The sequence below is a fragment of the Virgibacillus pantothenticus genome (assembly GCF_018075365.1).
Taxonomy (GTDB): domain Bacteria; phylum Bacillota; class Bacilli; order Bacillales; family Amphibacillaceae; genus Virgibacillus; species Virgibacillus pantothenticus.
In genome coordinates, this window is sequence record NZ_CP073011.1 from 2,735,045 (window position 1) to 2,759,579 (window position 24,535).

A 24,535-nucleotide genomic window follows, 5' to 3' on the forward strand; every position below is an offset into this window, starting at 1 on the left:
ACGCAGTTGATCGGCTAGTTAAACGCTATCCCCTCATCTGTCCGCTCATATAATTGTACATCCTTTCTCATGAACAACACCTCCTTAAAATTATATCTAACTTAACTCTGTGTGTGGCAAAATACAGCATCAGCAATTAACCATCCGCACTGTAAACATAAGAACATAGTGCTGCTATCGTTTATATTCCGTCTTACTTTCTACTCTAACGGCTCCTCAAACCAAGGTGTAATCCTTACCCCTCGTGGATTCGTAAACTATAGACATTACTTTATGTACATCATTATATAATGAATAGGAGAACCTCCCTATCTAAAGTTTTTAAATATAAATGAACACAGATTAAATAATGATTTAATCTAAATTGTCTGCCTGATACTCCGTAAATTCAGGGTGCTTTTTTTGAATTTTATTAATTAATGCAGGCGATTTACTTGAAACTAGAATATAGGAACTATCAAAAAATCCAATTTCAATAACATAATTAGTTATAGATGATTCGTAGTCTATCTCCCAGAATTCCATATTTCCCAATAATTTTGGGTAATTCTCTTTCCTAATCTCTACAGAACCTTTTTTTACAGCTATAACTAACCCGAAAACGATAAGAATATAGGAATTAGTTATATAATAAGCTAGTTCATCCCCAGAAATACAGAATCTTTCTTGATAAAAAATATGGTCTTCAACTTCTTCTCCATCTATTTGTACATAGGCTTCCATATCACTAAATATCCAATCATGAGATGTAATAAAATTCTCATCAAAAGCGGCTAAAAAATCGCTTAATGAAAAAGGGTGGGTAACCGCTGAATCTGTATGATTAAACAAAATCCTCATTTTATTCGCTTCCTTTTCAATTATATAAAGCCTGTACTATTTTTATGGTGATATATTTCTTCATTTTCCTTAGTCGTCTGAAGTTTGTCGGTGATCATAACTTTTACTTTCTTTTGAATTCTTCTCCCGTCGTCATCATATTTGTATTCTGCAAACGGAGTACTTTCTCCTTTTTTCGTGACAGCTACGAGTTGATCGGCTGCATTCCACTCATACGTATACGTACCATCTTCTATTCGGTTTCCATTTTTATCATAGTTGATGGTTTCTTTTCCATAGGCTGTTAGCTGATTCTGTATATTGTAAGTAGATGTAACAGCTTCCTTGTTGCCAATCTTTTGATAGATTCGATTGCCAAATCCATCATACTTATATTCGTTGACGGAGCCATCCTTCTTTGTTTCCCGGATTAATTGATCCATCTGGTCATACGCAAATGTCTCTTTCTTTCCGTTATGGGAAAGAACCTCGGTACGATTGCCGTTTGCATCATAGGTGTAAGTTTCATCGATAATGGTTGTCATTTCCCCGGTTGACTCTGCTTTTTTGGTTGACATGGAAACAACTTGTCCAGCTCGATCATATACATAGGTCGTTCCAACACCGTTGTCTCGCGAATAGGTTGTGACATTACCTAACTCATCATAATCCAGTCGGAGTGTACGATGGTTGTTTTTAACGACGTTTTTCAATATTGTTCCTTACTAATTTTTTTCATTTAAGAGAAAAGTTTGGATGACAATAGGATCCTATTGTCATCCAATGGTAGATTCCATCAATATTTCTAATTCTTCACCGTTCCAAATATTATACCGTTGACTTCTTCCCCTAATTATTACAAGTCACTCTTAGTTTTAATAAACTGTATTATTGCGACATCCTTTTTTGTTTCTTTGCTAACCCATTCGCCTTTTTAAAAGTAGCATTAGAATGTGAATACCAGTTCTTTTCATCAAAGCGAACGTAGTCTATTCCTAAACAAGGTGTCAAATCACCATCTTCTATTTCAGTATCCAAAATAACAAAATGCTCCAAGTGCTTCATTCTAGTAACAAATTGTAATGATGGAATTTTACCCATTTTACTTATTATTAAACTTCTCAAGTTTTTGTAACAAGAAACATATTTCATATCACTAATTTTATGACACCCTTGAATTTCAATGTCTGTCATACGATCACTTTTATTCTCACTAGATGACAATGAGCGGAGATATTTTAAATCGAAAAGAGATAATTCCTTTAAATTATTTACTTCTCGTAAGCCTTTTAAAGATTCTATATTTCCTTTTATAAGCTCTAGTTTCTCTAAATTTTTCATATTTTCAAGTTCCTTCAAATCTTTCCTTAGAGGACTATAGCTTAATAGACTTATTTTTTTAAGGTTTACTAAAGAACTGAGACCTATCACCTTTTTCGACCAATTTATAGATAATTCTTCTAAATCAAGGAAATTTAAATCTAGTGACTTTTTTAATGTAGCATCTATTATAAGTTTTTTTAAATTAGGCATTTCGTATAAGCTTGAAAAATCGTCAATCTTATCAGATGTGATATGGACACTTTCAACGGTTGGTATTCTATCTAAAAAACGAATTGAACGACCTGAATAAAAAACCTCATTAATAATGATATCTTTTAATTGGCATTTATTGACTTCTTGAATACATGCTTCAATGTCATTATAAATTCGATAAGGTTCCTTCATATTTTAATTCCGCTCTCCTACTATTAAGATAGTTTATGAGAAAATTTTCCCATGGTCTGTTCACTTTAAATCACATCTCCACTCGGGTTGTAATACTGTATTTCCGCTGTGCTTGTTTAATGCCAGCAATTGACCGTCCGCACTGTAAACATAAGAGCGCTTTACTTGATCTTTAGCATTTGTTTCATACAAGACATTCAGACTATCCCCGTCATAGATGTAGTTGGTGTTTAGATTAATGATATAAATTCTAAATGAATTATATAAATATCTGTAATAGATAGATACACCAAATATAACTCTAGAAAGAAACCTGCAAATCTTAATCAATTATAACTAAAAATTTGCAGGTGATTTTACTGCATTATAGTTTTTATTAGTATTTGACGTGCTAACTCATGTATTTCCAATTCTCTTTTTAAATCATTATATTTGTTTATTTTTTTTTTCAGAAAAGAATAATAGGGGTAACTCTCAAAAAAATCCTTATTCAATAATCTTTTTTGGTATTTTGGTATTTTTTTACCTTCAATCGCGTAACTGACACTTCCTGCTATAATTAAACAAAAATCATTAAAGTCCTCGATTAGTGATGTATCACTAGGAAGATTACTTAGTTCTTTTACATACGTATCCTTAATTAAGTTTAAATCTTCATAAGGAAAGCCATTTTGGAGATCTAACTTTTTTAGACACTTTATTAAGTCTTGTTTCATAATATCACCATTAATTTTACTTATTTCCACTTGTTATTCCAATAAGTAACAATTTTTCCTCTTAGAGTATAGTAACCGCCTTTTCTTTTATACTTAGATAGTTTCTAAATTACTTACTTTTCAAAGAGGGCATGTTGTTTTAACTATCCTCCCACAAAAATATTGCATGATTTAACACACAAAGTCTACTCCTTGTAGATTTTCTTTCAACTCTGGTATGTCAACACTAAACTGGACAAAAATTATAGGGGCTGTTGTTTGAATTCCACTGGGGTTAAATAACCTAGCGTTCCGTGAATTCGAATGTTATTAAACCAATGAACATAATCATCAAGTTCAAGAGCGAGTTGTTCAAGAGAAGAGAAATGAGCTCCGTTAGCGAATTCTATTTTGAACACCTTAAACATCGCTTCAGCCACGGCGTTATCATAAGGACATCCTTTCATGCTCAGTGACCTCTTGATACCGAATGTTTCAAGTGCTTCTGAAATAAGCTTATTATCAAACTCTTTTCCGCGGTCTGTATGGAACAGTTGAATGTTGTTTAAGTTACCTTTAATGGTCAATAAAGCCTGATAGGACAAGCTCTGCTGTCTTGTGTGTACCTGCACTATACCCAATTATTTCACGATTAAATAAGTCGACAAATAAGCATATATAATGCCACTTTTTCCCTACACGGACGTATGTTAAATCGCTGACAATGACAGCTAATGGTTCGTCTTGATTAAATTGACGTTGTAATTCATTCTTTATAGGTGCTTCATTACACGTTGATCTATGTGGTTTGTATTGGGCCATTGTGTAGTTTTAAACAAGTCCCATTTCATGCATTAATTGACCAATACCTGTTTTGGTTCCGATAACTTAGCTAGCTCTTTCTTGATTTTGCGAGTTCCATAATTATTACGACTACCTTTAAAAATACGTGCAATTTCGTTAGAAAGCTTGTTATCTTCTGCTTTCCGTTTACCGCTTAAATCGACTTGATAGTAATAGGTGCTTTTCGGAATTTGGAGGACGTTACACATTGCTGATACCGAATATTTGTGAGCATTATTTCGAATCACATCTATTTTCGTCCCATGATCAGCGCTGCTTGCTTTTTAGTAAGACTTAGCATTTTATATGCTTAGTCGCATTTATACCTTTAGGTGCAAATGTCGTTCTCCATAAGTAAACGTTGGTTTTCTTTGCGAAGACGCATTAATTCATTTTCTTCTTCTGAACGATTATCTTTTGCAGCGAAAGAACCTGTTTCACGATGGTTTTTTATCCAACGATCTTACGCAGAAGGCGTGATATCATACTCTCTTGCAATATCTGCACAAGTTTTGCCATTTTCATAAAGCTTCACCAATTGCAGTTTAAATTCGGGTGAAAAAGTTGACTTTGACAAGCCATAGTAGTATGCTCCCTTCAGTTATTAGTCTAAGTTTACAAGCCCTTATTTTATCTGTCCAATTTAGTGTAGCCTATCCAATGTAGTTGGTATAACTTTAGACAAATGATACAACCAAAAAAGAGTATTGAATAAAATATATTGCATGATTTAACACACATTGTCTACTCCTTGTAGATTTTCTTTCAACTCTTTTCCTCTCCAAACTGGTGTCATTAAATTCTCCCTTTGAGCAGGTACAGAAAGAGTGTTGCAGAAAATATTCCACAACAATCTTTGAAATATACTTTTAAATAATTCACTATCAGCCTAAGTAGCTAGAATTTTATACCTCTTGTTAGGGAGGTACGGACTACTTTGCACGGTACTAAAGTTCTCTTTTAAATCATTATAGAACTGTTGAAGGGAATTTCTAGTAGTCTGGATAAAAAATTGTATATTTCATTTTGTTTAAACATCATGTTAAACTAATAACTATCATTTTTGCTTTGTATAATTTTAAGAGTGAAAAGTTGTTGTTTCTAATATGAATTTTCTTATTCTGTTACTTAATAACGAGTCTAATTTATAGATAATTTCATCGTATTCGGTCTTAAGCAGCAAAGACGAATACAATTGATCATTGATTTATTGTTTATCGTTATTCGAAATATAGACAATATAAAAGGGATCACCACTATCCTCTTCTTATTTTCTAGGAAACAATTCAAATTCAGTTGATTTATCCTTTATGATAGCAGCCATGGTATTACCCCTCTTATCTTTTGCTCTATTTCACCTATATATGATTTTTTTGCTTAAACCTAAACTGGCTGTCAGAAAATGGAGATAACTTTTTTATACCTTAATTAAAAACCTTATCAGACACTATCCAACCGCCTTTAACAATTGAAATTAATCCATTCAATTATAACAGTCAATAAATTTTTGAAGTTTCTTTTTAAAACTGATGATTTCATCGTTTTCAAATTGCATTTTTATACAAATTAATTCGTCATAATCGATTTCAGAATAAATAAAATTCATTGTGAAATGTTTATTTTTTTTATTGACAACACTCTCAAATCTTCCGTCTAAAGAAACTAATTCATCCACATTTGGATCATTATCACATAAAGCAAGCCATTCTAAGTAAAATCTAAGATTTAATTCAATTTCTTTGATTTTTAGATAAAAATTTTCTCCTTGTATGATTAACTCACTTATAAAATAAAAGCCCCCATCAAACTCATCCGATGTACGAGTTGTTAAATTTCTTAATTGCAATTGTAGCGACTTATCTTTTATCGGAAAAATCTCCAAATTTACTCCCACCTTTAAAAAACAGAAAGAAATTCTTTTATTTCCATTTTTATCGAATTTATTAAAAAATAATCAGCTTTTTGTTCAAATTCTACAACATGCTGGATACTTCCTATTTTGCCGTTCAAAATTATACTAAAATAACTACCTTTGTTTCGAATTATAATATTATAAATGTTACAGTTATCAATTAAACTACATTCAATTATGATCCCTTTTAATACCTTTTCAAGGTTTATAGAAAATTGTTGCAAATCATATTTTGTATATGATACATTATTCAACATGAAATCTTTATTTAGCGAATTATATATAAACTCACAGGTAAACGTAGTATTCTCGTCTTCTTCTTTAAAATCTATCAGATTAGCTGAGAATTCATATGGATGAGTTGAAACTGAAAATAATTTCAATATTAACACCCTCCTTATCTTTTATATTCTTTGTAATGGAAATGTCTTACTCGTTTTTTTCTTTTATTGTAAACAACCTTTAATCTATACTTTTTCCTATTTTTATACATAATTGAATGGTAGGCACTATACCCCTTAGCACCATCACGCGTCTTTTTCCCGTATACAACAGTAGTTGCTAAATGATGCCTTGGTACATATCTTTTTTTATTAGAAGCATGTTTAGCCGCAGTAGAATCATATTTAAGCCTCTTGGCTATTCTTCTGGTTTTTTTGATTTTATATACATTTCTTATGCTTCTATAAGCTCTATTGACAATTTTTAATTTTCGGCCACCTATTGCCCCAATAACTGCTCCTCCAACAGTGGCACCAACTAACTTCCATCCTCTTTTTCTTTTTCTCTTAGCTGCTCTATAAGCAGAGACTCCTCCAATAACGCCTCCAACTGCAGCCCACGCCCATTCACCATCCGGATCTACCAGCATCACCGGATTATTATTCGCATACGTATACCCGTTTTGCGTCAAGACATCATCATCATCACCAGGATCAGGGTCTAGTGATAAGAAAACACCATGGGTTGGGTGGTAATATCTTGCCATTAAATAATAGAGACCTGTTTCTTCATCATAGTGATAGCCTGCATAGCGGAATGGATTCTCAAGTGCAATCCCGGTTCGTTTTGACTCCAATGGGTTACCCCAGCTGTCATATTCGTAGCTTGCGACAACTTGTCCTGATTGGTCGGTTAAAGCAATCACATCACCACGCGGGTTGTAATGGTAGGTATAGGTATCCGATACTGTATTTCCGTTATGCTTGTTCAGTGCCAGTAATTGACCTTCCGCACTGTAAACATAAGAGCGCTGTACTTGATCTTTGGCATTTGTTTCATACAAGACATTCAGGCTGTCCCCATCATAGATGTAGTTGGTGATGGTACCTTTTACTTTCTTTTGAATTCTTCTCCCGTCGTCATCATATTTGTATTCTGCAAACGGGGTACTTTCTCCTTTTTTCGTGACAGCTACGAGTTGATCAGCTGCATTCCATTCATACGTATATGTACCATCTTCTATTCGGTTCCCATTTTAGTCATATTTGATGGTTTCTTTTCCATAGGCTGTTAGCTGATTCTGTATATTGTAAGTGGATGTAACAGCTTCCTTGTTGCCAATCTTTTGATAGATTCGATTGCCAAATCCATCATACTTATATTCGTTGACGGAGCCATCCTTCTTTGTTTCCTGGATTAATTGATCCATCTGGTCATACGCAAATGTCTCTTTCTTTCCGTTATGGGAAAGAACCTCGGTACGATTGCCGTTTGCATCATAGGTGTAAGTTCCATCGATAATCGTTGTCATTTCCCCGGTTGACTCTGCTTGGTTGGTTGACATGGAAATAACTTGTCCCGCTCGATCATATACATAGGTCGTTCCAACACCGTTGTCTGGCGAATAGGTTGTGACATTACCTAACTCATCATAATCCAGTCGGAAGTTCGATGATTGTTTTTAACAACGTTTTCAATATTGTTCCTATAGAAATTTCTTTAATTTAAGAGAAAAATGTGGATGACAATAAGATCTATTGTCATCCCAATGGTAGATTCTATCAAATATTTCTAATTCTTCACTTTTCCAATTATTATACCGTTGACTTCTTCCCTTAAAATATTGCAAGTCACTCTTAGTTTAAATAAACTGTATTAATGAGACACCCAATGTCAGTCATACCATCAATTTTTGTTCTCACTAGATAAAATGAGCAGAGATATTTTAAATCAAATAGGATAATCCCTTTATTTTTTACTTCTGCAAACCTTTTAAAGATTCTATGCTTCCTTTTATAAGCTCTAATTTCTCTAAATTTGTTCATATTTTTAAGTTCCATCAAATCTTTGCTCTTTTATTGGAAGTTTTTAGATGAATTCTTTTCATCCGCTTTTATTTATAAATTTTATAGTTCTTCACCAACAAATGCTTAAAATCAAGAAATTGTTCTTTGTTATAAAATGTTACTGATGTCGACTCGATAACATCATCAAATGGTTGCATTGTTTTTATGTTATCCAATTTTTTCATTACTTCGTTAAAATAGTTACCTGATAAAACACCTATCTCTGCTCCTCTTTCAGCATAGACTATCCATTTTAACGAAGAAGATGCTATGATGACCTTTGAAGAAAGGGTCATGATATCGTATCCTTCTTCTTCCTTAGGGCTTTGAACAAGAAGATTCAAATAATCTTCTTTTGTTGCTGTTAAAGGCACTTTTGCCCAGTATACATAACCAAACCTTTTATAAAATTTCTTCAAGTCCTTTTTATGGTCTAACGGTGCAATGAGAATATATTTATCTTGATAGTAGTTTGCTATTTCTTTTAAAAGGGGCCATGATTTATCTGACAACCACCAATCAAATTCTTCAAACAGAAAAGGTTTATCAAAATGCTTAAACACGTTATAAGGAAAACATGCTTCTATATATACTTCCTTTTTTAGTTCATTCTGTAATCGGATTATTTCAACAAAATCACGTATAAATATTGGAAAAACCTCCTACCTAATAATACTCTTCAACATGTTGAAATATTTAAACTCATTGCTGCTTTTCCCTAAAAATCATATATATTTATTGGTCACATATAAAACATCTTCTTCAAGATTTTGTAGGTTAGAAATAAAATCATGTGCCTTCATCTTAGTTACTGGCAAAATTGGCAAATCTTCTTCTCCATACATTCCTGAATACATATGAAAATAAAAGCTAATGAGATATCCTTTATCTATCAAAATTTGAAAAAGTGTTTTTAAAAAAGATATATATACGTTAAACTTTTTTTCACTACTCGTTTTTTTTAAAAAGTCACAAGAACACATTCCAGTTGTGACTATATAAACATATTTATATTTGCTACTAAAAACACGTGCAGATTTGTTATCAAATATCCTTTCAACAGAAATATTTTTTATTTCAAAATCGGTTATTAATTCATTCGGTATCTCCCTGTCTAATCCAAAAGTAATAAAATAACACATGTAGTTAATTCCTTTCTTTAATAGGAAGAATGTCCGCCTTTCCTTTTTCAATTGCGGGCATTATAAACTTTTTTATGCGGATTCTCGGATTGATTCTTTGATGAAATACAAAATGGTTAATCGTGGTTTTCATCTTCCAAATCTTTAAAATATAATTTTTCTCCTTCCTGTAAAAACAATACTGATCCTCTTCCAAAACAATGTGAATAACTTAAATTCTCCTTATCTTCATTTAAAGCCTGTATTTCCACCAAAGACTGATCACTAAATGAAAAACGCTTTAACTTATTTGAACTATCTGCAAATAATGCATACTTATTGCTAACAGCAAATCCCATAACATCACTACAATTTTCTAAGATATCCGCTTGCCATATATTTTTTAAAATTTCTCCTTCAAACTGTACTATTGGATAATCCGAATAATAAAATAGAAAAACATCATTCTTCTTCACATTGATTGCGTAACAATCATCAATAGGTGGCACTTTTCCTTCTAATACAAATTGATCAAATGAATCAAAAATGATTTTTCCTTTAGCGTCAAATGCTACAACTCCATTTTCCCCTATCGAATTTGTCTCAAAGATTTCTTCATCACCATAACTGATCCAAATGTTATCTTTATGATCTACTTGACAATCTGAAATGCACTTACCTACATAAAACTGATTTGAAATATATCCATCTGGTTGGAAAATAGTTGCGTAATATTTATCATCCTGAATTTTTCTTTGATGAATCATTAACAAAGTTCCTGACTGCATAAGATGTAAACTGTGCAAATTTTTAATTTCTGTACCATTAGGGAAAGAAAAATCTTCAAACTTTGAATTTCCATATCTGTTTAGTAAAATTTTTAATTTCTTCTCCTTATCTCTTGCTAATAAAAGTATATTTTTATTTTGATCAGGAAATATCTTTTTAATGTGATACTCTTCTATTCTTCCATCTAAGTAATTAAAGTGTTGAAATGAAATGTATTCCATATTAACTCCTTTTTAAAAGGTTTAGTCCTTTTAATTTTTAACTATACAACTAATAAGGAAAACTTGTAACTATTCGACCGTTTCTGTCTCGTATGACCCGAACTCTCTTTGTTTTTTTCCCATTTCCATTTCTTCCTACATACTTTTTGAAAGTTTTCTCATGAATAGTTCTATTATATCTACCTTTACGAGCAGCTTTTGTTCTAGCGGTTGCTCTAGTTGTTCGTTTCATCGTTCTATTACTTCTAAACTTTCCTTTACCCGAGATTTTTGATTTAGAACCATGTCTTTCTTTTATGTGCTTCCAAGTTTTCTTATTAGACCAGCTATTTACTTTCTTCGCAAATCGATATACTCGCTTAGCTCCCTTAAAATATCTTCCCGGACCAAATCCAGATGCTACTGCCCAAGCAATTTGTTTTTTGCTTTTTCCTGCTTTATAAGCTTTATATCCTCTATAAGCTGCAAAACCTGCATTAACAGCGACCCACGCCCATTCACCATCCGGATCTACCAGCATCACCGGATTATTATTCGCATACGTATACCCGTTTTGCGTCAGAGTATCATCGTCATCACCGGGATCAGGATCTAATGATAAGAAAACACCGTGGGTTGGGTGGTAATATCTTGCCATTAAATAGTAAAGGCCTGTTTCCTCGTCATAATGATAGCCTGCATAACGGAATGGATTCTCCAGTGCTATTCCGGTTCGCTTTGACTCCAATGGGTTACCCCAGCTGTCATATTCGTAGCTTGCAACAACATTTCCTGATTGGTCGGTTAAAGCAATCACATCACCACGCGGGTTGTAATGATAGGTATAGGTATCCGATACTTCATTCCCGTTATGCTTGTTCAGTGCTAGTAATTGACCTTCCGCACTGTAAACATAAGAGCGCTGTACTTGATCTTTGGCATTTGTTTCATACAAGACATTCAGGCTGTCCCCATCATAGATGTAGTTGGTGATGGTACCTTTTACTTTCTTTTGAATTCTTCTCCCGTCGTCATCATATTTGTATTCTGCAAACGGGGTACTTTCTCCTTTTTTCGTGACAGCTACGAGTTGATCAGCTGCATTCCATTCATACGTATACGTACCATCTTCTATTCGGTTCCCATTTTGGTCATATTTGATGGTTTCTTTTCCATAGGCTGTTAGCTGATTCTGTATATTGTAAGTGGATGTAACAGCTTCCTTGTTGCTAATCTTTTGATAGATTCGATTGCCAAATCCATCATACTTATATTCGTTGACGGAGCCATCCTTCTTTGTTTCCCGGATTAATTGATCCATCTGGTCATACGCAAATGTCTCTTTCTTTCCGTTATGGGAAAGAACCTCGGTACGATTGCCGTTTGCATCATAGGTGTAAGTTTCATCGATAATGGTTGTCATTTCCCCTGTTGACTCTGCTTTGTTGGTTGACATGGAAATAACTTGTCCAGCTCGATCATATACATAGGTCGTTCCAACACCGTTGTCTGGCGAATAGGTTGTGACATTACCTAACTCATCATAATCCAGTCGGAATGTACGCTGGTTGTTTTTAACGGCGGTGTTTTGTTCTAGTTTATTATACGAGTAACTGGTCGTTTGCTCTGTTCCGCCATGTGAAAATTTCGTTGATTCCAGCTTATCGGAATCATTCGGGTATTTCCAAGTTACCGTTCCGATGGTGTCATTATTTTTCTTCATGACTTGGCTGGTCATGCGGTTTTTCGCATCAAATCCTTGTTCTTTTTTCAGCTGGTTGCGTTTATCAACAATGACTGTTTCGTTATCATTTTTATCTTTAACAAATTCAAATGCAAGGACATTATTATAATAGATTTTATCGATGCGATCTGCCTGATCATACGTATTTTTAATGACTTGTCCGTTTGGTGAAGTTGTTTCTACTAAATTATCATTATCATCATACGCATAACTGGTCTTATGATTCAATGGATCGACGACCGATGTAACTTTATTATCTTCATCATATGCATAGGAAAATAGTTGTTTTTTCTCACCGACACCAATTGTTTTCTTTGTATTGTTTCCATTTTTATCATAATCATAGGAAACCGTGGATGCGTTTGGCAAGTCTACCTTTTTCAACTCATCATTGGCATCATACGTATAAGTTTTCTTATGACCTTTCGCATCGGTTTCTTGGATAAGATTTCCTACTTCATCGTATTTGCTCTGTGTTTTCCGATTTAAGACATCTGTTACTGTTTCTGCGTAGTTTTTCTTCTCATCATACACTATTGAAGAAAGGATATTTCCTTCAATCAGACGAATCGAATCAAACCATACTGTCCCAGCATTATCTCCTTTAAATGTCGTGTAAATTTCAACCGATTGTACCACCTTTGTAGGCTGGATATAAACAGCTGCGCGGTACCTCATTCAGTACATCTCCTACTGAATGTTAGTACCACAAGGGTATGACCTAAAGGCCTCTGAACCAATCGGGCATTTAGATGTCGTTTTCTCCCACTTAGACCTTTTGTATCAACTAAAGGCTCTTAAAGTGGAGTCTTACGGCACCTTACATTCGGGATAAAAACTTGCTGAGCGCATAAGCTAGACAACAACGTGTAAGCGCGAGTTTGCTAGCAGCATAAGTGCTTAAAACTAAACAACGCTTCTTTTCATAAATCATGTAGAAACGGGTTTCCTGATGTATGAAATATGTAACAAAAAAGTCTCATTAACTATGACTACGCTATGTTTAAAATGCCAGATTAAAAAACTCGGCTTATCGCCAAGTCTTTAGCGAACGCTGTAGTTTTTCTTATACTATAAAGCCTACAATTTTATACTTTCCCATAGGAAAACAAAAAAGCTTATCTCCATTTGGAAATAAGCCCATTTTGTTCTTCTTTATCTATTTGCAAAAAATTCTTCTGCTTTTTCTAAAAATACTTCTTGCTCTGCAGTTAGATCATATTCTTCCTCGATTGCATCAACAGGGCAAACTGCTTTACAAGCACCGCAATCAATACAAACGTCTGGATCGATATAAAATTGATCTGGACCTTCCTCTATACAATCAACAGGACAAACGCTAACACATTCGCCTGATTTCTCCCCTCGGCAAGGATCTAAAATAACAAAAGCCATCTATATTAACCTCCCTTATATCATTAAACCAAGCTTACTTCTTATTTAATGATACACGAGACCATCATTGCAAGTAAACAGCTTAAGGAAAAAACTTTAGATTCAGAGCTTTGAACTCTGAACCCGCCTCCATAGGTCATCCCATTATTGTTATATCCTAGTTATTTGATTGCTCTTCCAAATGGTGTAATGTATTAATGGCTAATTGGGCTAAAAAGGATGTGCCAATAGGAAGAGCACATTCATTGATTTGAAAACGCGCATCATGTAATGGGGCTTGTTTGGTTGCATCATCTAATTGCGTACCTAGCCAAATAAAAGCTCCAGGGAATTTTTCTAAAAATCTACTGAAATCTTCTCCTGCTAAAGAAGGGTTTACTTCTGGGGTGTCTGCGTTTATTTGCTTCGCTGTTTGCCTTGCTACAGCCGCCCATTTTGGGTTATTAATCGTAGCGGGGTAGCCATCTTGATAAATAATATCTGCTTTCACATCAAAAGCTTCGGCAATTTGATTGATAATCTTAAAAAAGCGTTCCTTCAACCGAGTACGTATGGATGGTGCATAGGTACGAATGGAACCCTCCGCTTTTACTTGATTTGGAATGATATTTGCTGCCTCACCGCCAGTTATTTTACTTATGGTTACAACCGAAGCCTCCAAAGGATCTAGGCTTCGGCTTACGATTGTTTGCAGACTCGTAATAATATGTGCTAGCGTCACCATTACATCCGTCGTTTGATGTGGCATACTCGCATGACCACCAATTCCAGTAAGCGTAATTTCAAACCTATCCGATGCCCCCATCATTTCTTTATCTCTCACACCAATTTGTCCAACTGGTAAATCAGACCATACATGTTGACCGTAGATGACATCCGGAACATATTGATAGAAAATTCCGTCATTTAACAGTCGTTGTGCTCCTCCCTCTGGAGCGTCTTCTTCCGCAGGCTGAAACACGAGTAACACAGTTCCATTAAATTCCTCCCGTAAATGCTTGAGAACATAGCCTGCTCCTAATAACATCGCCATATGTGCATCATGACCGCAAGCATGCATCTTGTTTTTATATGTTGATCGATACGGGTGATCGTTTAATTCTTGAATGGGCAGCGCATCCATATCAGCTCGCAGCGCCACTGTTTTTCCTGGCGATTTTCCATGAATAATACCTAAAACTCCGTATTTTGCATACCCAATTTCAAAAGGAATTCCAAACTCATGTAATTTATCTTGAATAAAAGCGGACGTCCTTTCCTCTTCGTTACTTAATTCCGGATATTGATGTAAAAATCTACGCATGAATGGTACTAGTTTTTCAATTTTTTTTACTTCTTGAGCTACATGTGTATTTTTCATTATTCCCTCCATTTTATTAATATTTTAATAATATACGTATTTTAGCATAGGTTTACTTTTTTGAAAATTTTAAACAGAACGCGAGAGTAATTTGGAAAATTATTCTTTAACAGACAAAGTCATTATGAAATCCAAACTTATAAACAACACCGATATACGGGATAAAATAAGCTAATATTTTTAGAAATTTATTTCCACTTCTCTGCGATTTTATGACCAAGAAACACAAATGGCATACATAGAACCATTACTACTAATCCACTTAAAATCATGTTTATTGTTAGTAAACCTTCTATATAGAAGTGATAAAAAAATATTATATTGTAAGGCAAAATCAATAATAAAGTCGTCCAAACCCCAGGCGTATAGCACCTTAATAAGATTGCTTGAATCGGATGAGTAAAAATATTAAGAGCAAAGAGCATGTTTAACCCTAAAAATAAAAAATAGTACTGTGTCGTTACTGTTATTATAAGTAACAAGGATGCAACCAACGATATCATTAAAACAGCAACCGCAAACTGTGCAGCTGTGATATTACTAAAGTTGTCAATTACTTTTTGAACAAGCACAGGAATCCGACCTCTAAGTCGGGGATAAGTATTTTTAAACCACCTTTCGATTGTTATAATCTCCTCTAAGTTATGGAGCATAAAAATAATTAAAAAAGTCAATATCAATACATGAATGTCCACTTTTATCCCTCCAATGAGTCTATTGTTTTTCAACGTACTTTCGAAAGAAGTCTCCCTCTTCAAGCGTGTGAAGTGCGTAGCCCAACGGCTTTTTTTCCCTTTTTGTTCAACATAGTATAATCAGTTTGATAAAGTATAAGGGGTGATATAACAATGGAATTGGACAGTAATAATCATTCAGTGTTCTCGATGTATTACCATCTCGCGTTAGTCGTGAAGTATCGAAGAAAATTCGGATTTTTCACTGTTACTTTCATTTGTTAAAAAATCAGTTACTATTTATTTTAGCATAGTTAGGATAATGACTATTTAAAAGTTATCGCTCCTAAAGAAGTGTCCATCATTTTCAGCAAGAATGAAAATATGACTGATTATTATTTAAGCCGAGCAACATTCATCTAAAACGTTTATAGAGTAACAATTATGGGAATGTCTTTAATACGATCCAACATAAAAACTCTATGTCAATGGAACTTTACTCATATGCAAAATTAAGTGGGATGAAGGCTGCGGATACAAATACCAAACGAAACTTTTTTTAGTATGTTTAGTTCAAGTATTCTTGCTTTATTTAGACTTCGTTCTTTAGAAAAAAGTATTTTTTGTAACCTGTGAGAATTTTTAGTGGGACTTGGCAATTTTCCTTCATTAGAAAAAATAACAATAGCTAATTTTTGTTACAACTACAAAATCTTTCGAAAAGGAGTTTTATTCATGCGAACATATAGTGTAACGCCAAACGTAGATGCCACAGGATGGTTTGTAAAGTTAGAGGATGTAGCACCGGAAGAATTATACGAAGCGAAAGATGATGCTATTAAAGCTGCTGAACAAATGGCAGATGAAAATCGACCTAGCAAAGTACAAATACTAGATAAATTCCATCAGGTGTTAGAAGAAAAACGGTATAAATAAGCAAATAGAATGCACATTTTTTAGAGTCAAAAAACCTTGTGATTATTTTTATCACAAGGTTTTTTCACTTTGTATTTATTTTTTTAATTTTAATTTTGCCAACTGTTCAGCTAAAGCATTATTTGCAAACCCGTCATCCTGTTTTTTTAAGTATTTGTTAACTTCTTTCCTTGAAACATTATTTTTCTGCTCTCGTTGTTTTCTTGCTTGAAATGTGGATAACTTCTCTCTGTGACCACATTTACAAGTAAAGATTTGTCCTTCGCCTTCTCCACGAAGTTCAAGGCGTTTATGACAGTTAGGACAACGAGCATTCGTTTGTTTGGCAATATTCTTTTTATGGCCACATGAACGGTCCTGACAAACGAGCATCCTGCCTTTTTTATTCGATATTTCAAGCATTAGTTTCCCACAATTAGGGCATTTGGTGCCTGTCATGTTATCGTGCTTGAATTTTTCCCGACTTGTTTTAATTTGCTGGACCACTTGCTTTGTGTACCCTTTGATTTCGGAAATAAATTGTTCTTTCTTTGATTTTCCTTCCGCAATTTGACTAAGCTTTTGCTCCCATTCAGCGGTCAAGGCAGGAGATCGTAAATCTTCAGGTACCAGATCGAGCAACTGTCTCCCCGTTGATGTTAAATAAATATGCTTCCCTTTCAGTTCCATATACATGCTATTAAATAACTTTTCAATAATATCTGCACGTGTAGCGACTGTGCCAATTCCACCGGTGTTTTTTAACGTATGGGCTACCTTTTTATCGTACGTATTCATATGACGAATAGGATTTTCCATTGCTTGTAATAACGAGCCTTCTGTAAACCTTTCCGGCGGTTTTGTTTCACCTTGTGTTAAAGTATAGCGAACAGAATCAAGCTGATGCCCTTTTTCAAGCGCTGGTAATTGCTGTTCCTCTTCATCCAAATCGTCAGCGAAGTTGCGCTGATACAACTCCTTCCAGCCATTTTTCTTAACAATCTTTCCAGTTGCTGTAAATTTCTCTCCATTTGCTTCAGTAATGACTGTCGTTTGTTCGTATTCATACGGGTCAGATAAGACTGCTAAAAATCGTTTCACTACTAAATCATAGATTTTTCGTTCTTTATCATTTAAGTCTGCGAGAATGACTGCTTGTTCAGTAGGGATGATGGCATGGTGATCTGTCACCTTTGCATTATTAACAACCGATTTGGATAGCTTCAAGTCTTTTCGTAAAATTTTATTGGCATGACGAGCATAAGTATCTACTCCACATGCTTTTACTCGATCTTTTATCGTAGACACAATATCTGTTGAAATGACACGCGAATCCGTTCTCGGATAGGTTAGTACTTTGTGCTGTTCATATAATTTTTGCATAATGGACAGCGTCTGCTTACCGGAAAATTGAAAAATACGGTTTGCATCGCGCTGTAATTCGGTTAAATCATATAATTGCGGTGCAGATTTTTTCTTATAATTTTTCTCAACATGCACAACCTGCAATGATTTGCTTGAAACTTTCTGTACTATATTTTCGGCTGTTTGCCTAGAAAAAAGGCGCCTGTTGTTTTTATTATCTTGCCAAAAAAGAGAAAAGCCTTTGTTAGTTTTTGCTTCAATTCCGTAAAATGTCTTTGGCTGAAAAGCTTTTATTTCTTCTTCCCTTGTGGCTACCATCGCAAGGGTCGGTGTTTGGACTCGACCAGTGGATAGCTGTGCGTTAAATTTTGTCGTTAACGCTCTTGTCGCGTTCAGTCCTACATACCAATCAGCCTCAGATCTTGCAACGGCGGAAGCATATAAATTTTCAAATTGTTTACCTGGCTTTAACTGCTTAAATCCGTCTTTGATCGCTTTATCAGTTACGGATGAAATCCATAATCGTTTAACAGGTTTTCTTACATTTGCTTTTTCCAATATCCAACGTGCTACTAACTCCCCTTCTCTTCCTGCGTCTGTAGCGATGACAATTTCACCAACATCTTTTCGAAGAAGCTGTGTTTTTACCGTTTGAAATTGCTTACCTGTTTTTTTAATAACGGTTAACTTCAGCTGTTTCGGAAGCATAGGCAGATCGTTTAGTTTCCACGTTTTATATTTTGAATCATAAACTTCAGGATCTGCTAGGGTTACAAGATGCCCTAGAGCCCACGTAACAATATATTTAGAACCTTCCATAAAGCCGTTCCCTTTTTTATTGCAATGCAATACCCGGGCAATATCTCGCCCGACAGAAGGCTTTTCTGCTAAAACTACTATTTTACTCATATATAAAATCCTCTCTAACGTTACCTAGCTATCATCATAACACAAAAGGAACTTTCTGTAATCGTGCGAATATATGTTGAATGGAAGAAGAAAAAATTTAATATTACGTTATATATTTTTCGTGTGCATTTTGACTAAAAATCACAGTTTGTCTAGAAATGGAAAACAGCGATAGTGAATTTTTACCTTTGTCCATAAGTTGGATACGCACAACAAATAACCAGCTACATACAATATTTTAGAACAACGCAAAGGAATTGATGCTATGCTATTTTATACTGGTTTGATACTATTAGTTATTGCCGTAAGCTTAGACAGCTTTAGCGCAGGGATTGTTTATGGCATGCGTAACATTCGAGTTCCTTTCAATGCCTTACTCATTATTATGATATGTTCTGGGGTAATCGTATTCGTATCCATGACAATCGGCAGTATGTTTCTTTCAGTCCTTACTCCAGATATCGCCAGCACGCTTGGAGGAAGTATTTTAATCATATTGGGTGGTTTTGCTTTCACAAACTGTTTACGTTCTAATCCTAACCTAGCTAAACAAAATCAGGACCGGAAACAAAATATACTGGCCACTGTTTTATCGACACCTGACAAGGCTGATTTAGATCGTTCCGGCACGATTTCACCCGGTGAAGCCGTGTTGCTTGGCTTAGCCTTAGCGTTAGACGCTTTTGGTGCAGGTATTGGTGCATCTATGCTTGGCTATGAACCAATAGTAACTGCTATATTGATCGCTTGTATGAGCGGTATCTTCTTATTCTTCGGCTTATCAGCAGGGAGATTACTAATTAAAAGCAAGCATATGCAACAACTGACCTTCCTTCCACCGCTATTACTGATTACACTAGGCATTTCTAATTTAATACATTGAGTAAACTGTTAGCACATTAACAATATATGCAAAAAATGAAAGAACCTTTTCCGTTAAAAGGTTCTTTCATTTCTAGGGAAACGCCTTATGTAGTTATGTTATTTATTGCTTCCATGCTGGTGGCTTCATCTTTGGTTCGATTTCCGATTTGAACGCTACATTTTCTGGCTTTGGTGTGCGACTCACTCGCTTCGGTACGCAACTTTTTCACTTCGATGCACGACTTTGCTACACCGCGATCGACTTTTTCACTTCGATGCGCGACTCTCCCACTCCGGTGATCGGCTTTTTCACTTCGGCGCGCGACTTGCCCACTTTGGTGCGTAACTTTTTCACTTCGACTTGTCCGCTTTGGTGATTGATCACGTTTGGGTTATAATGCTTTTACAAGCCCACCATCTACAATTAAAGATTGACCTGTAATATACGTATTTGCTCCTGAGGCTAGGAATACTATAGCTTTGGCAAATTCTTCTGGTTTACCGTAACGCTTCATTGGAATATTTTGTTCTGCTTTCGCCATAACTTCTTCAGCTGACAATTCCAGTTTTTCTGCCTTTTTCTTGTTTAAATCAAGAATTCGATCTGTTTTTACAGAACCGGGACCAACCGTATTAATCAAAATATTATCTGCGCTTAATTCCTGTGCTAACGTTTTCGAAAGCCCTACAATACCAGGTCGCATCGTGTTTGATAGTACGAGGTTATCAAGTGCTTGTTTGATGGAAGAAGAAGCGATGTTGACAATTCTTCCGCTCCCTTGCTGTTTCATATGTGGAATAACTTCGCGTATAGTTCGCACAAAGCTGAGCAGGTTTAATTCAAAAGCATGATACCATTTGTCATCATCCATTTCGAGAAAACTTCCTGCTGGTGGTCCACCCGCATTATTAATGAGTACATCGATACCACCATGCCCCTCTACAATGGAACTGATCATTTGTTTAATGGTATTAGGATCTTTCATATTACAAACATAATAATCCACATTCGGATTATCAGTTGCTTCTTTAATATCTTTAACGGCATCCTCCAAGTTTTCTTTATTGCGACTACTAATAAAAACAACTGCCCCTTCTTTAGCAAACTCCGTGGCGATTGCTTTCCCTAACCCTTTACTTCCAGCAGTAACTAACACTGTTTTGTTTTTCAAATTCATATCCATTTATAATGCTCCTTTTCAATATCATTTAAAGTTCCTACACGCTTTTTCTTAGCACGTATTGTCAACCTCTGATGATCTCTTTTATAAGCTTTCACCCGTACCAATCCATTTTTTTCCTTCATCACGAAAGATTACGATTCATATCGGTCTAGCTAAATTGCTATTCCTTTCCCTTAATCTCACTATACAAAATATTTACCGATGTTACTTTCTTCATGAATCATAAAATAAATAATATTACTTTCAACTTTATTTCCCACTATGTGTTTTTATAATATTACATCAGCTCGTAGCAGTGGCCAAAAACATTTGCTTGACCGCTTTTATTGTTTGACATAAAAATCATACTATGATATAATTATTTAATTAGTAGACGAAGTAACAAATAAGTATTGGCATTCTACTATGTTTTTGACCATGCTTATTCACACTGGCGCGGCTTCGGGGTCGCAAGGACGTAAGAGCAGGTAGGGCTTACGTTGTTTAAGTTAGAGGACACCCAGTGGAAAGTTTACCGCGGTTATAGTTGAAATTCGAATAAATATGAAAATGTATTAATTAGGTAACAATTAATTTGAGTTGGGCACCATACTCTATGGAGTCTAAGCTTATTAGTATGTTTTGCTAATTGGATAGTGATTTATTAAACATCTCTACGGCTATCCAAAAGCACTTGAAGATAAGATGGATTTCTCACTCGATGTATGTCGAGTAATAATATGACTTATGTGTTACTTTGCAGTATAAGGGGTACTCTAAGATGGGTACCCCTTTTCCAATACATAGAAAGAAGGAATTTAAAAAGATGAATCAACTAACTGGAACTATTCAAAACATGACTGTTGAGCGAATCATTGACACTGGTTATGTATTAAGATATGGACAACACGAAATTTTACTACATCATCGAGAGGCAAATTGCGAGTTAAAACCTGATCAAGAAATAGATGTGTTTCTATATACTGATAAAAAAGGAAACGTAGTAGCAACTACACAGCTTCCGCAAATAGTAATGGATGTGTATGGTTGGAGCACCGTTAAGGATGTAATTCCAAACCTTGGCGTGTTTGTTGATATCGGTACATCCAAGGACGTGCTTGTTTCGAAAGACGACCTTCCACTGTACGAAAAAGTATGGCCACAAATCGGTGATCAACTATATGTTACTTTGGGAAGAGACAAAAAAGGCAGATTGCTTGCTATTCCTGCAACAGAGCAAGTTATTTCAAGAGAAATTGAATTCGCTCCGGAAGATTTGTGGAACACCTCTATTTCTGGCACGGTGTATTTCACAAGTAAAGAAGGTACTGCAATTATTACGCCAGATGATTATCGTGGTTTTATCCATTATACGGAACGAAAGCAAGAACCTCGTCTAGGAGAGTATGTGGAAGGAAGGGTCATTGAAGTAAAGGATGATGGTACGTTGAATATTTCCTTACGTCCTAGAAAACAAGACAGCATGCATGAAGACGCAACGCAAATTATGGAACATCTCCAAGCAAATGATGGGGTTATCCCTTTTAGTGATAAAAGCGATCCGGAAGAGATACGAGCCACTTTTCAAATTAGTAAAGCAGCTTTTAAGCGCGCCATCGGCAAGTTGATGAAAGAGGGAAAGATCGAACAACGAGACGGATATACGTATTTGTGTAAATGATTGAAAACAATATCATCCATTTGCACAAACGCTATTATTTGCTCAGTAATGCTTTCCTATAGTGCAAAAAAGAGCGGATTTCCCCGCTCTTTTTTGTTATGCTTTTGCATGTGCAAAAGTGTCTGTCAACGCTGTAATAATGAGGCCAATCGCTGCAGCAAATAATGATGCAATGCCCCATCCCCCTAAACCAGCGCCCATAATTTCTACTTTATCGATTGCGGCAGCTAACATAAGCAATACTAACCCTGCAAGCCCAATTACAATTCCAGGAAAGTAGCCTGTATAGCTCTCCTTTGATGTCGCCTTTAGTAGTATCAGACTAAGCACAACTACTGCTACTACTAATATTGCACCAATTGTAAGCACCGATTGAAACATTTCTCTCACCTCATACATAAATAGCTGCTGAATATAGTCTACAATTGAACAGATATAAAGTCAATAAGTCCGGCTATTTTTCGAAGGCGTTTTCATAAAGTGCTTTTAAAATATTCTTTTCACTGTTTTATTTCAATATGCAGGGTGAAACTTCAATCAGTGGAGGTCCTTAATCCCCCATTGATTATTCGGTAAACAGAATCACCATTTGACTTGCAGTTAATCTCATACTTAATTGATTTTGAAATAAAGTTATCCTCACCGATTCCAAGTCCTAAAATTTGATCCATTTCCTCTTCCTTCGAACTAAGAAATAAAATGGGAACTTCTGTTTTTACGTATAACTTGGCAAAATTCATACCCATCTAAATGAGGAATCATCACTTCCAACACAATTAAATGGGGCGTCGATTCGTCTACCATAGCGTGAATGGCCTGTTCGCCATCATGAGCTAGTTACTGAAAGCCCGTTATTTTTCAAATAAAGTCCGAGCACTTCCAGCATGTCTAAATTATCATCAACTAATAAAATTTTCTCACCTGCCACTTGCTCACCCCATCCCTTTAAATACAGGCTGTAAACAGAATATACTTGTTTAACTACAACATTGAACTATGAATCTGCAAAAATTAGGTGTGGCTTTATAACTATTATAATACAAAAACAACTTATTTTCTTTTTATTAAAAAAATTAACAATTTACTTTATGATAGCTTTAAAATTAACGACTAACTAGCCTGTAATTCTAAGCTCTTCCTGCAAATCACTCTCCTCTTATACGGCAGTTCTTAAATTGGTTGACAAATACTAAATTCGTTTCGATAATAGATGGGATGAGGTCTCTAAAAACCCATAAAGGAGAAATCTGCTTATCATGACATACAAAACACTGTTCTTGGATATTGACGGAACAATTTTAACACCGGATCATACGTATACCCCTTCTACAAAAGACGCCATCCAGCAAGTACAGAAGCAAGGTATACTTGTTTTTATTTGCACTGGAAGACCATTACATGAAGTGACAGAGCTAGGGGAAGAATTAGGCGTAGATGGGTTCATAGGCTACAATGGTGCATATGCGCAATATGAAAACAACATTCTTGTAGATAAACCAATGGATCAAGATACATTCGAACAATTTCTAGCTCTAGCTAAACAAAGTAACCACGAATTAGTTTGTTATACGAAAAACAAAAACTATTTTACTTCACTATCAAGCCCTGTAACCCGAGAATTTGCTGAAGTGTTTCAGTTAAAAGATAATCATCTCTTAACAGAAAACGTTCATAATCAAATCCTTGGCTCATCCATTATCAATGTCCAACCTAACCAAGTACAAGCTTATGAAAGCTTAGATCCAGACTTTCATTTGTCGGAAGTAATCGTAAATGGGATTTCTAACTGCTATGACATCATTCGTCAACAAGTCAATAAAGGAGAAGCAATCAAAAAAGTGCTCCAATATTTGGCTATTCAACCTGAACAAGCGATTGCTTTCGGTGATGGAATGAATGATAAAGAAATGCTACAAGTGGTAGGAGAGGGCTTTGCAATGGGGAACAGCAATCCAGAGTTGTTTGCTTATGCCAAACATCGAACTACCTCTGTAGAAGACTCTGGTATTTATAACGGACTTAAACAGCTTCAACTCGTAAAATAAAAATGAAACACATTCCGTGGAAGGC

Annotated in this window: 23 protein-coding genes and 3 pseudogenes; 5 read left to right on the plus strand and 21 right to left on the minus strand. The window is 35.1% G+C overall.

What is annotated here, in order from left to right:
* Positions 1 to 354: 354 nt before the first annotated feature.
* The 16 genes and pseudogenes from KBP50_RS12880 to KBP50_RS12960 form a co-directional block, all read right to left on the minus strand.
* A complete protein-coding gene (locus tag KBP50_RS12880; RefSeq protein WP_050352194.1) occupies positions 355 to 840 on the minus strand; it encodes a hypothetical protein in 486 nt (161 codons plus the stop codon).
* A gap of 20 nt (positions 841 to 860) precedes the next feature.
* Positions 861 to 1,532 carry an RHS repeat domain-containing protein gene (locus KBP50_RS12885; protein WP_076361974.1) on the minus strand — a complete coding sequence of 224 codons (672 nt, stop codon included), beginning with the start codon at positions 1,530 to 1,532 and terminating at the stop codon, positions 861 to 863.
* A gap of 175 nt (positions 1,533 to 1,707) precedes the next feature.
* Positions 1,708 to 2,547 carry a leucine-rich repeat domain-containing protein gene (locus tag KBP50_RS12890; protein WP_050352192.1) on the minus strand — a complete coding sequence of 280 codons (840 nt, stop codon included), beginning with the start codon at positions 2,545 to 2,547 and terminating at the stop codon, positions 1,708 to 1,710.
* Between the two features lie 356 nt (positions 2,548 to 2,903).
* Entirely contained in the window at positions 2,904 to 3,263 is a 360-nt protein-coding gene (locus KBP50_RS12895; protein WP_050353492.1) for a YxiJ family protein, read from the minus strand.
* Positions 3,264 to 3,505: 242 nt separating this feature from the next.
* A pseudogene (locus KBP50_RS12900) lies at positions 3,506 to 4,662 on the minus strand (IS3 family transposase).
* 906 nt (positions 4,663 to 5,568) lie between these two features.
* The gene (locus tag KBP50_RS12905; protein ID WP_050352191.1) at positions 5,569 to 5,967 is read right to left on the minus strand and encodes a hypothetical protein; all 399 of its coding nucleotides are present in this window, start codon (positions 5,965 to 5,967) and stop codon (positions 5,569 to 5,571) included.
* Between the two features lie 14 nt (positions 5,968 to 5,981).
* On the minus strand, positions 5,982 to 6,380 hold the full coding sequence (locus tag KBP50_RS12910; protein WP_050352190.1) for a hypothetical protein: 399 nt from the start codon (positions 6,378 to 6,380) through the stop codon (positions 5,982 to 5,984).
* A gap of 14 nt (positions 6,381 to 6,394) precedes the next feature.
* Entirely contained in the window at positions 6,395 to 7,282 is an 888-nt protein-coding gene (locus tag KBP50_RS12915; protein ID WP_157858476.1) for an RHS repeat domain-containing protein, read from the minus strand.
* A 192-nt stretch (positions 7,283 to 7,474) separates the two neighbouring features.
* Positions 7,475 to 7,882: pseudogene (locus tag KBP50_RS12920) on the minus strand (hypothetical protein); the annotation flags it as partial.
* A 450-nt stretch (positions 7,883 to 8,332) separates the two neighbouring features.
* Positions 8,333 to 8,848 carry a hypothetical protein gene (locus tag KBP50_RS12930; RefSeq protein ID WP_050352187.1) on the minus strand — a complete coding sequence of 172 codons (516 nt, stop codon included), beginning with the start codon at positions 8,846 to 8,848 and terminating at the stop codon, positions 8,333 to 8,335.
* Positions 8,849 to 9,010: 162 nt separating this feature from the next.
* Positions 9,011 to 9,427, minus strand: a complete 417-nt coding sequence (locus KBP50_RS12935) for a hypothetical protein (protein ID WP_050352186.1) — start codon at positions 9,425 to 9,427, stop codon at positions 9,011 to 9,013.
* Positions 9,428 to 9,543: 116 nt separating this feature from the next.
* Positions 9,544 to 10,416, minus strand: a complete 873-nt coding sequence (locus KBP50_RS12940) for a hypothetical protein (RefSeq protein WP_050352185.1) — start codon at positions 10,414 to 10,416, stop codon at positions 9,544 to 9,546.
* Positions 10,417 to 10,465: 49 nt separating this feature from the next.
* On the minus strand, positions 10,466 to 12,817 hold the full coding sequence (locus tag KBP50_RS12945) for an RHS repeat domain-containing protein (RefSeq protein WP_050352184.1): 2,352 nt from the start codon (positions 12,815 to 12,817) through the stop codon (positions 10,466 to 10,468).
* A 477-nt stretch (positions 12,818 to 13,294) separates the two neighbouring features.
* Complete coding sequence (locus KBP50_RS12950) at positions 13,295 to 13,534, minus strand: ferredoxin family protein (protein ID WP_050352183.1); 240 nt, start codon at positions 13,532 to 13,534, stop codon at positions 13,295 to 13,297.
* Between the two features lie 157 nt (positions 13,535 to 13,691).
* The gene (locus tag KBP50_RS12955) at positions 13,692 to 14,894 is read right to left on the minus strand and encodes a M20 metallopeptidase family protein (RefSeq protein WP_128743443.1); all 1,203 of its coding nucleotides are present in this window, start codon (positions 14,892 to 14,894) and stop codon (positions 13,692 to 13,694) included.
* A 188-nt stretch (positions 14,895 to 15,082) separates the two neighbouring features.
* Positions 15,083 to 15,622, minus strand: coding sequence for an HXXEE domain-containing protein (locus tag KBP50_RS12960; RefSeq protein ID WP_236691419.1), 540 nt, complete (start codon positions 15,620 to 15,622; stop codon positions 15,083 to 15,085).
* Between the two features lie 120 nt (positions 15,623 to 15,742).
* Here KBP50_RS12960 and KBP50_RS12965 point away from each other — a divergent pair.
* Positions 15,743 to 15,817, plus strand: a pseudogene (locus tag KBP50_RS12965) (IS200/IS605 family transposase); the annotation flags it as partial.
* Positions 15,818 to 16,303: 486 nt separating this feature from the next.
* The gene (locus KBP50_RS12970; protein ID WP_050352180.1) at positions 16,304 to 16,504 is read left to right on the plus strand and encodes a DUF2188 domain-containing protein; all 201 of its coding nucleotides are present in this window, start codon (positions 16,304 to 16,306) and stop codon (positions 16,502 to 16,504) included.
* A gap of 75 nt (positions 16,505 to 16,579) precedes the next feature.
* On the opposite strand, the gene KBP50_RS12975 is transcribed toward KBP50_RS12970, so the two are convergent.
* Complete coding sequence (locus tag KBP50_RS12975; protein ID WP_050352179.1) at positions 16,580 to 18,757, minus strand: DNA topoisomerase III; 2,178 nt, start codon at positions 18,755 to 18,757, stop codon at positions 16,580 to 16,582.
* Between the two features lie 283 nt (positions 18,758 to 19,040).
* Here KBP50_RS12975 and ytaF point away from each other — a divergent pair, with 283 nt between their 5' ends.
* Positions 19,041 to 19,640: a sporulation membrane protein YtaF gene (gene ytaF, locus KBP50_RS12980; RefSeq protein WP_309245809.1), complete on the plus strand. Its 600-nt coding sequence runs from the start codon at positions 19,041 to 19,043 to the stop codon at positions 19,638 to 19,640.
* A gap of 228 nt (positions 19,641 to 19,868) precedes the next feature.
* Here the strand turns inward: ytaF and KBP50_RS12985 are convergent, their stop codons facing one another.
* Both KBP50_RS12985 and KBP50_RS12990 read right to left on the minus strand, forming a co-directional pair.
* On the minus strand, positions 19,869 to 20,006 hold the full coding sequence (locus tag KBP50_RS12985) for a hypothetical protein (RefSeq protein WP_156875365.1): 138 nt from the start codon (positions 20,004 to 20,006) through the stop codon (positions 19,869 to 19,871).
* Positions 20,007 to 20,013: 7 nt separating this feature from the next.
* Positions 20,014 to 20,805 (minus strand): SDR family oxidoreductase, encoded by a 792-nt coding sequence (locus KBP50_RS12990; protein ID WP_050352177.1) that lies wholly within the window; start codon positions 20,803 to 20,805, stop codon positions 20,014 to 20,016.
* An 805-nt stretch (positions 20,806 to 21,610) separates the two neighbouring features.
* Between KBP50_RS12990 and KBP50_RS12995 the strand changes: the two genes are divergently transcribed.
* Positions 21,611 to 22,465, plus strand: a complete 855-nt coding sequence (locus KBP50_RS12995; protein WP_050353491.1) for a CvfB family protein — start codon at positions 21,611 to 21,613, stop codon at positions 22,463 to 22,465.
* A gap of 96 nt (positions 22,466 to 22,561) precedes the next feature.
* On the opposite strand, the gene KBP50_RS13000 is transcribed toward KBP50_RS12995, so the two are convergent.
* The gene (locus KBP50_RS13000; protein ID WP_050352176.1) at positions 22,562 to 22,846 is read right to left on the minus strand and encodes a hypothetical protein; all 285 of its coding nucleotides are present in this window, start codon (positions 22,844 to 22,846) and stop codon (positions 22,562 to 22,564) included.
* A 152-nt stretch (positions 22,847 to 22,998) separates the two neighbouring features.
* Positions 22,999 to 23,211 (minus strand): response regulator, encoded by a 213-nt coding sequence (locus KBP50_RS13005; protein ID WP_050352175.1) that lies wholly within the window; start codon positions 23,209 to 23,211, stop codon positions 22,999 to 23,001.
* A 510-nt stretch (positions 23,212 to 23,721) separates the two neighbouring features.
* Between KBP50_RS13005 and KBP50_RS13010 the strand changes: the two genes are divergently transcribed.
* Positions 23,722 to 24,510: an HAD family hydrolase gene (locus tag KBP50_RS13010; RefSeq protein ID WP_050352174.1), complete on the plus strand. Its 789-nt coding sequence runs from the start codon at positions 23,722 to 23,724 to the stop codon at positions 24,508 to 24,510.
* Positions 24,511 to 24,535 lie beyond the last annotated feature (25 nt).

Bases quoted from the DNA above. Each gene is read 5' to 3' on its own strand.
- KBP50_RS12940 (WP_050352185.1), bottom strand. From the start codon at position 10,416: ATGGAATACATTTCATTTCAACACTTTAATTACTTAGATGGAAGAATA.
- KBP50_RS12945 (WP_050352184.1), bottom strand. From the start codon at position 12,817: ATGAGGTACCGCGCAGCTGTTTATATCCAGCCTACAAAGGTGGTACAA.
- KBP50_RS12955 (WP_128743443.1), bottom strand. From the start codon at position 14,894: ATGAAAAATACACATGTAGCTCAAGAAGTAAAAAAAATTGAAAAACTA.
- KBP50_RS12990 (WP_050352177.1), bottom strand. From the start codon at position 20,805: ATGGATATGAATTTGAAAAACAAAACAGTGTTAGTTACTGCTGGAAGT.
- KBP50_RS12895 (WP_050353492.1), bottom strand. From the start codon at position 3,263: ATGAAACAAGACTTAATAAAGTGTCTAAAAAAGTTAGATCTCCAAAAT.
- KBP50_RS12975 (WP_050352179.1), bottom strand. From the start codon at position 18,757: ATGAGTAAAATAGTAGTTTTAGCAGAAAAGCCTTCTGTCGGGCGAGAT.
- KBP50_RS13010 (WP_050352174.1), top strand. From the start codon at position 23,722: ATGACATACAAAACACTGTTCTTGGATATTGACGGAACAATTTTAACA.
- KBP50_RS12880 (WP_050352194.1), bottom strand. From the start codon at position 840: ATGAGGATTTTGTTTAATCATACAGATTCAGCGGTTACCCACCCTTTT.
- KBP50_RS13005 (WP_050352175.1), bottom strand. From the start codon at position 23,211: ATGGGTATGAATTTTGCCAAGTTATACGTAAAAACAGAAGTTCCCATT.
- KBP50_RS13000 (WP_050352176.1), bottom strand. From the start codon at position 22,846: ATGTTTCAATCGGTGCTTACAATTGGTGCAATATTAGTAGTAGCAGTA.
- KBP50_RS12970 (WP_050352180.1), top strand. From the start codon at position 16,304: ATGCGAACATATAGTGTAACGCCAAACGTAGATGCCACAGGATGGTTT.
- KBP50_RS12950 (WP_050352183.1), bottom strand. From the start codon at position 13,534: ATGGCTTTTGTTATTTTAGATCCTTGCCGAGGGGAGAAATCAGGCGAA.
- KBP50_RS12995 (WP_050353491.1), top strand. From the start codon at position 21,611: ATGAATCAACTAACTGGAACTATTCAAAACATGACTGTTGAGCGAATC.
- KBP50_RS12935 (WP_050352186.1), bottom strand. From the start codon at position 9,427: ATGTGTTATTTTATTACTTTTGGATTAGACAGGGAGATACCGAATGAA.
- KBP50_RS12890 (WP_050352192.1), bottom strand. From the start codon at position 2,547: ATGAAGGAACCTTATCGAATTTATAATGACATTGAAGCATGTATTCAA.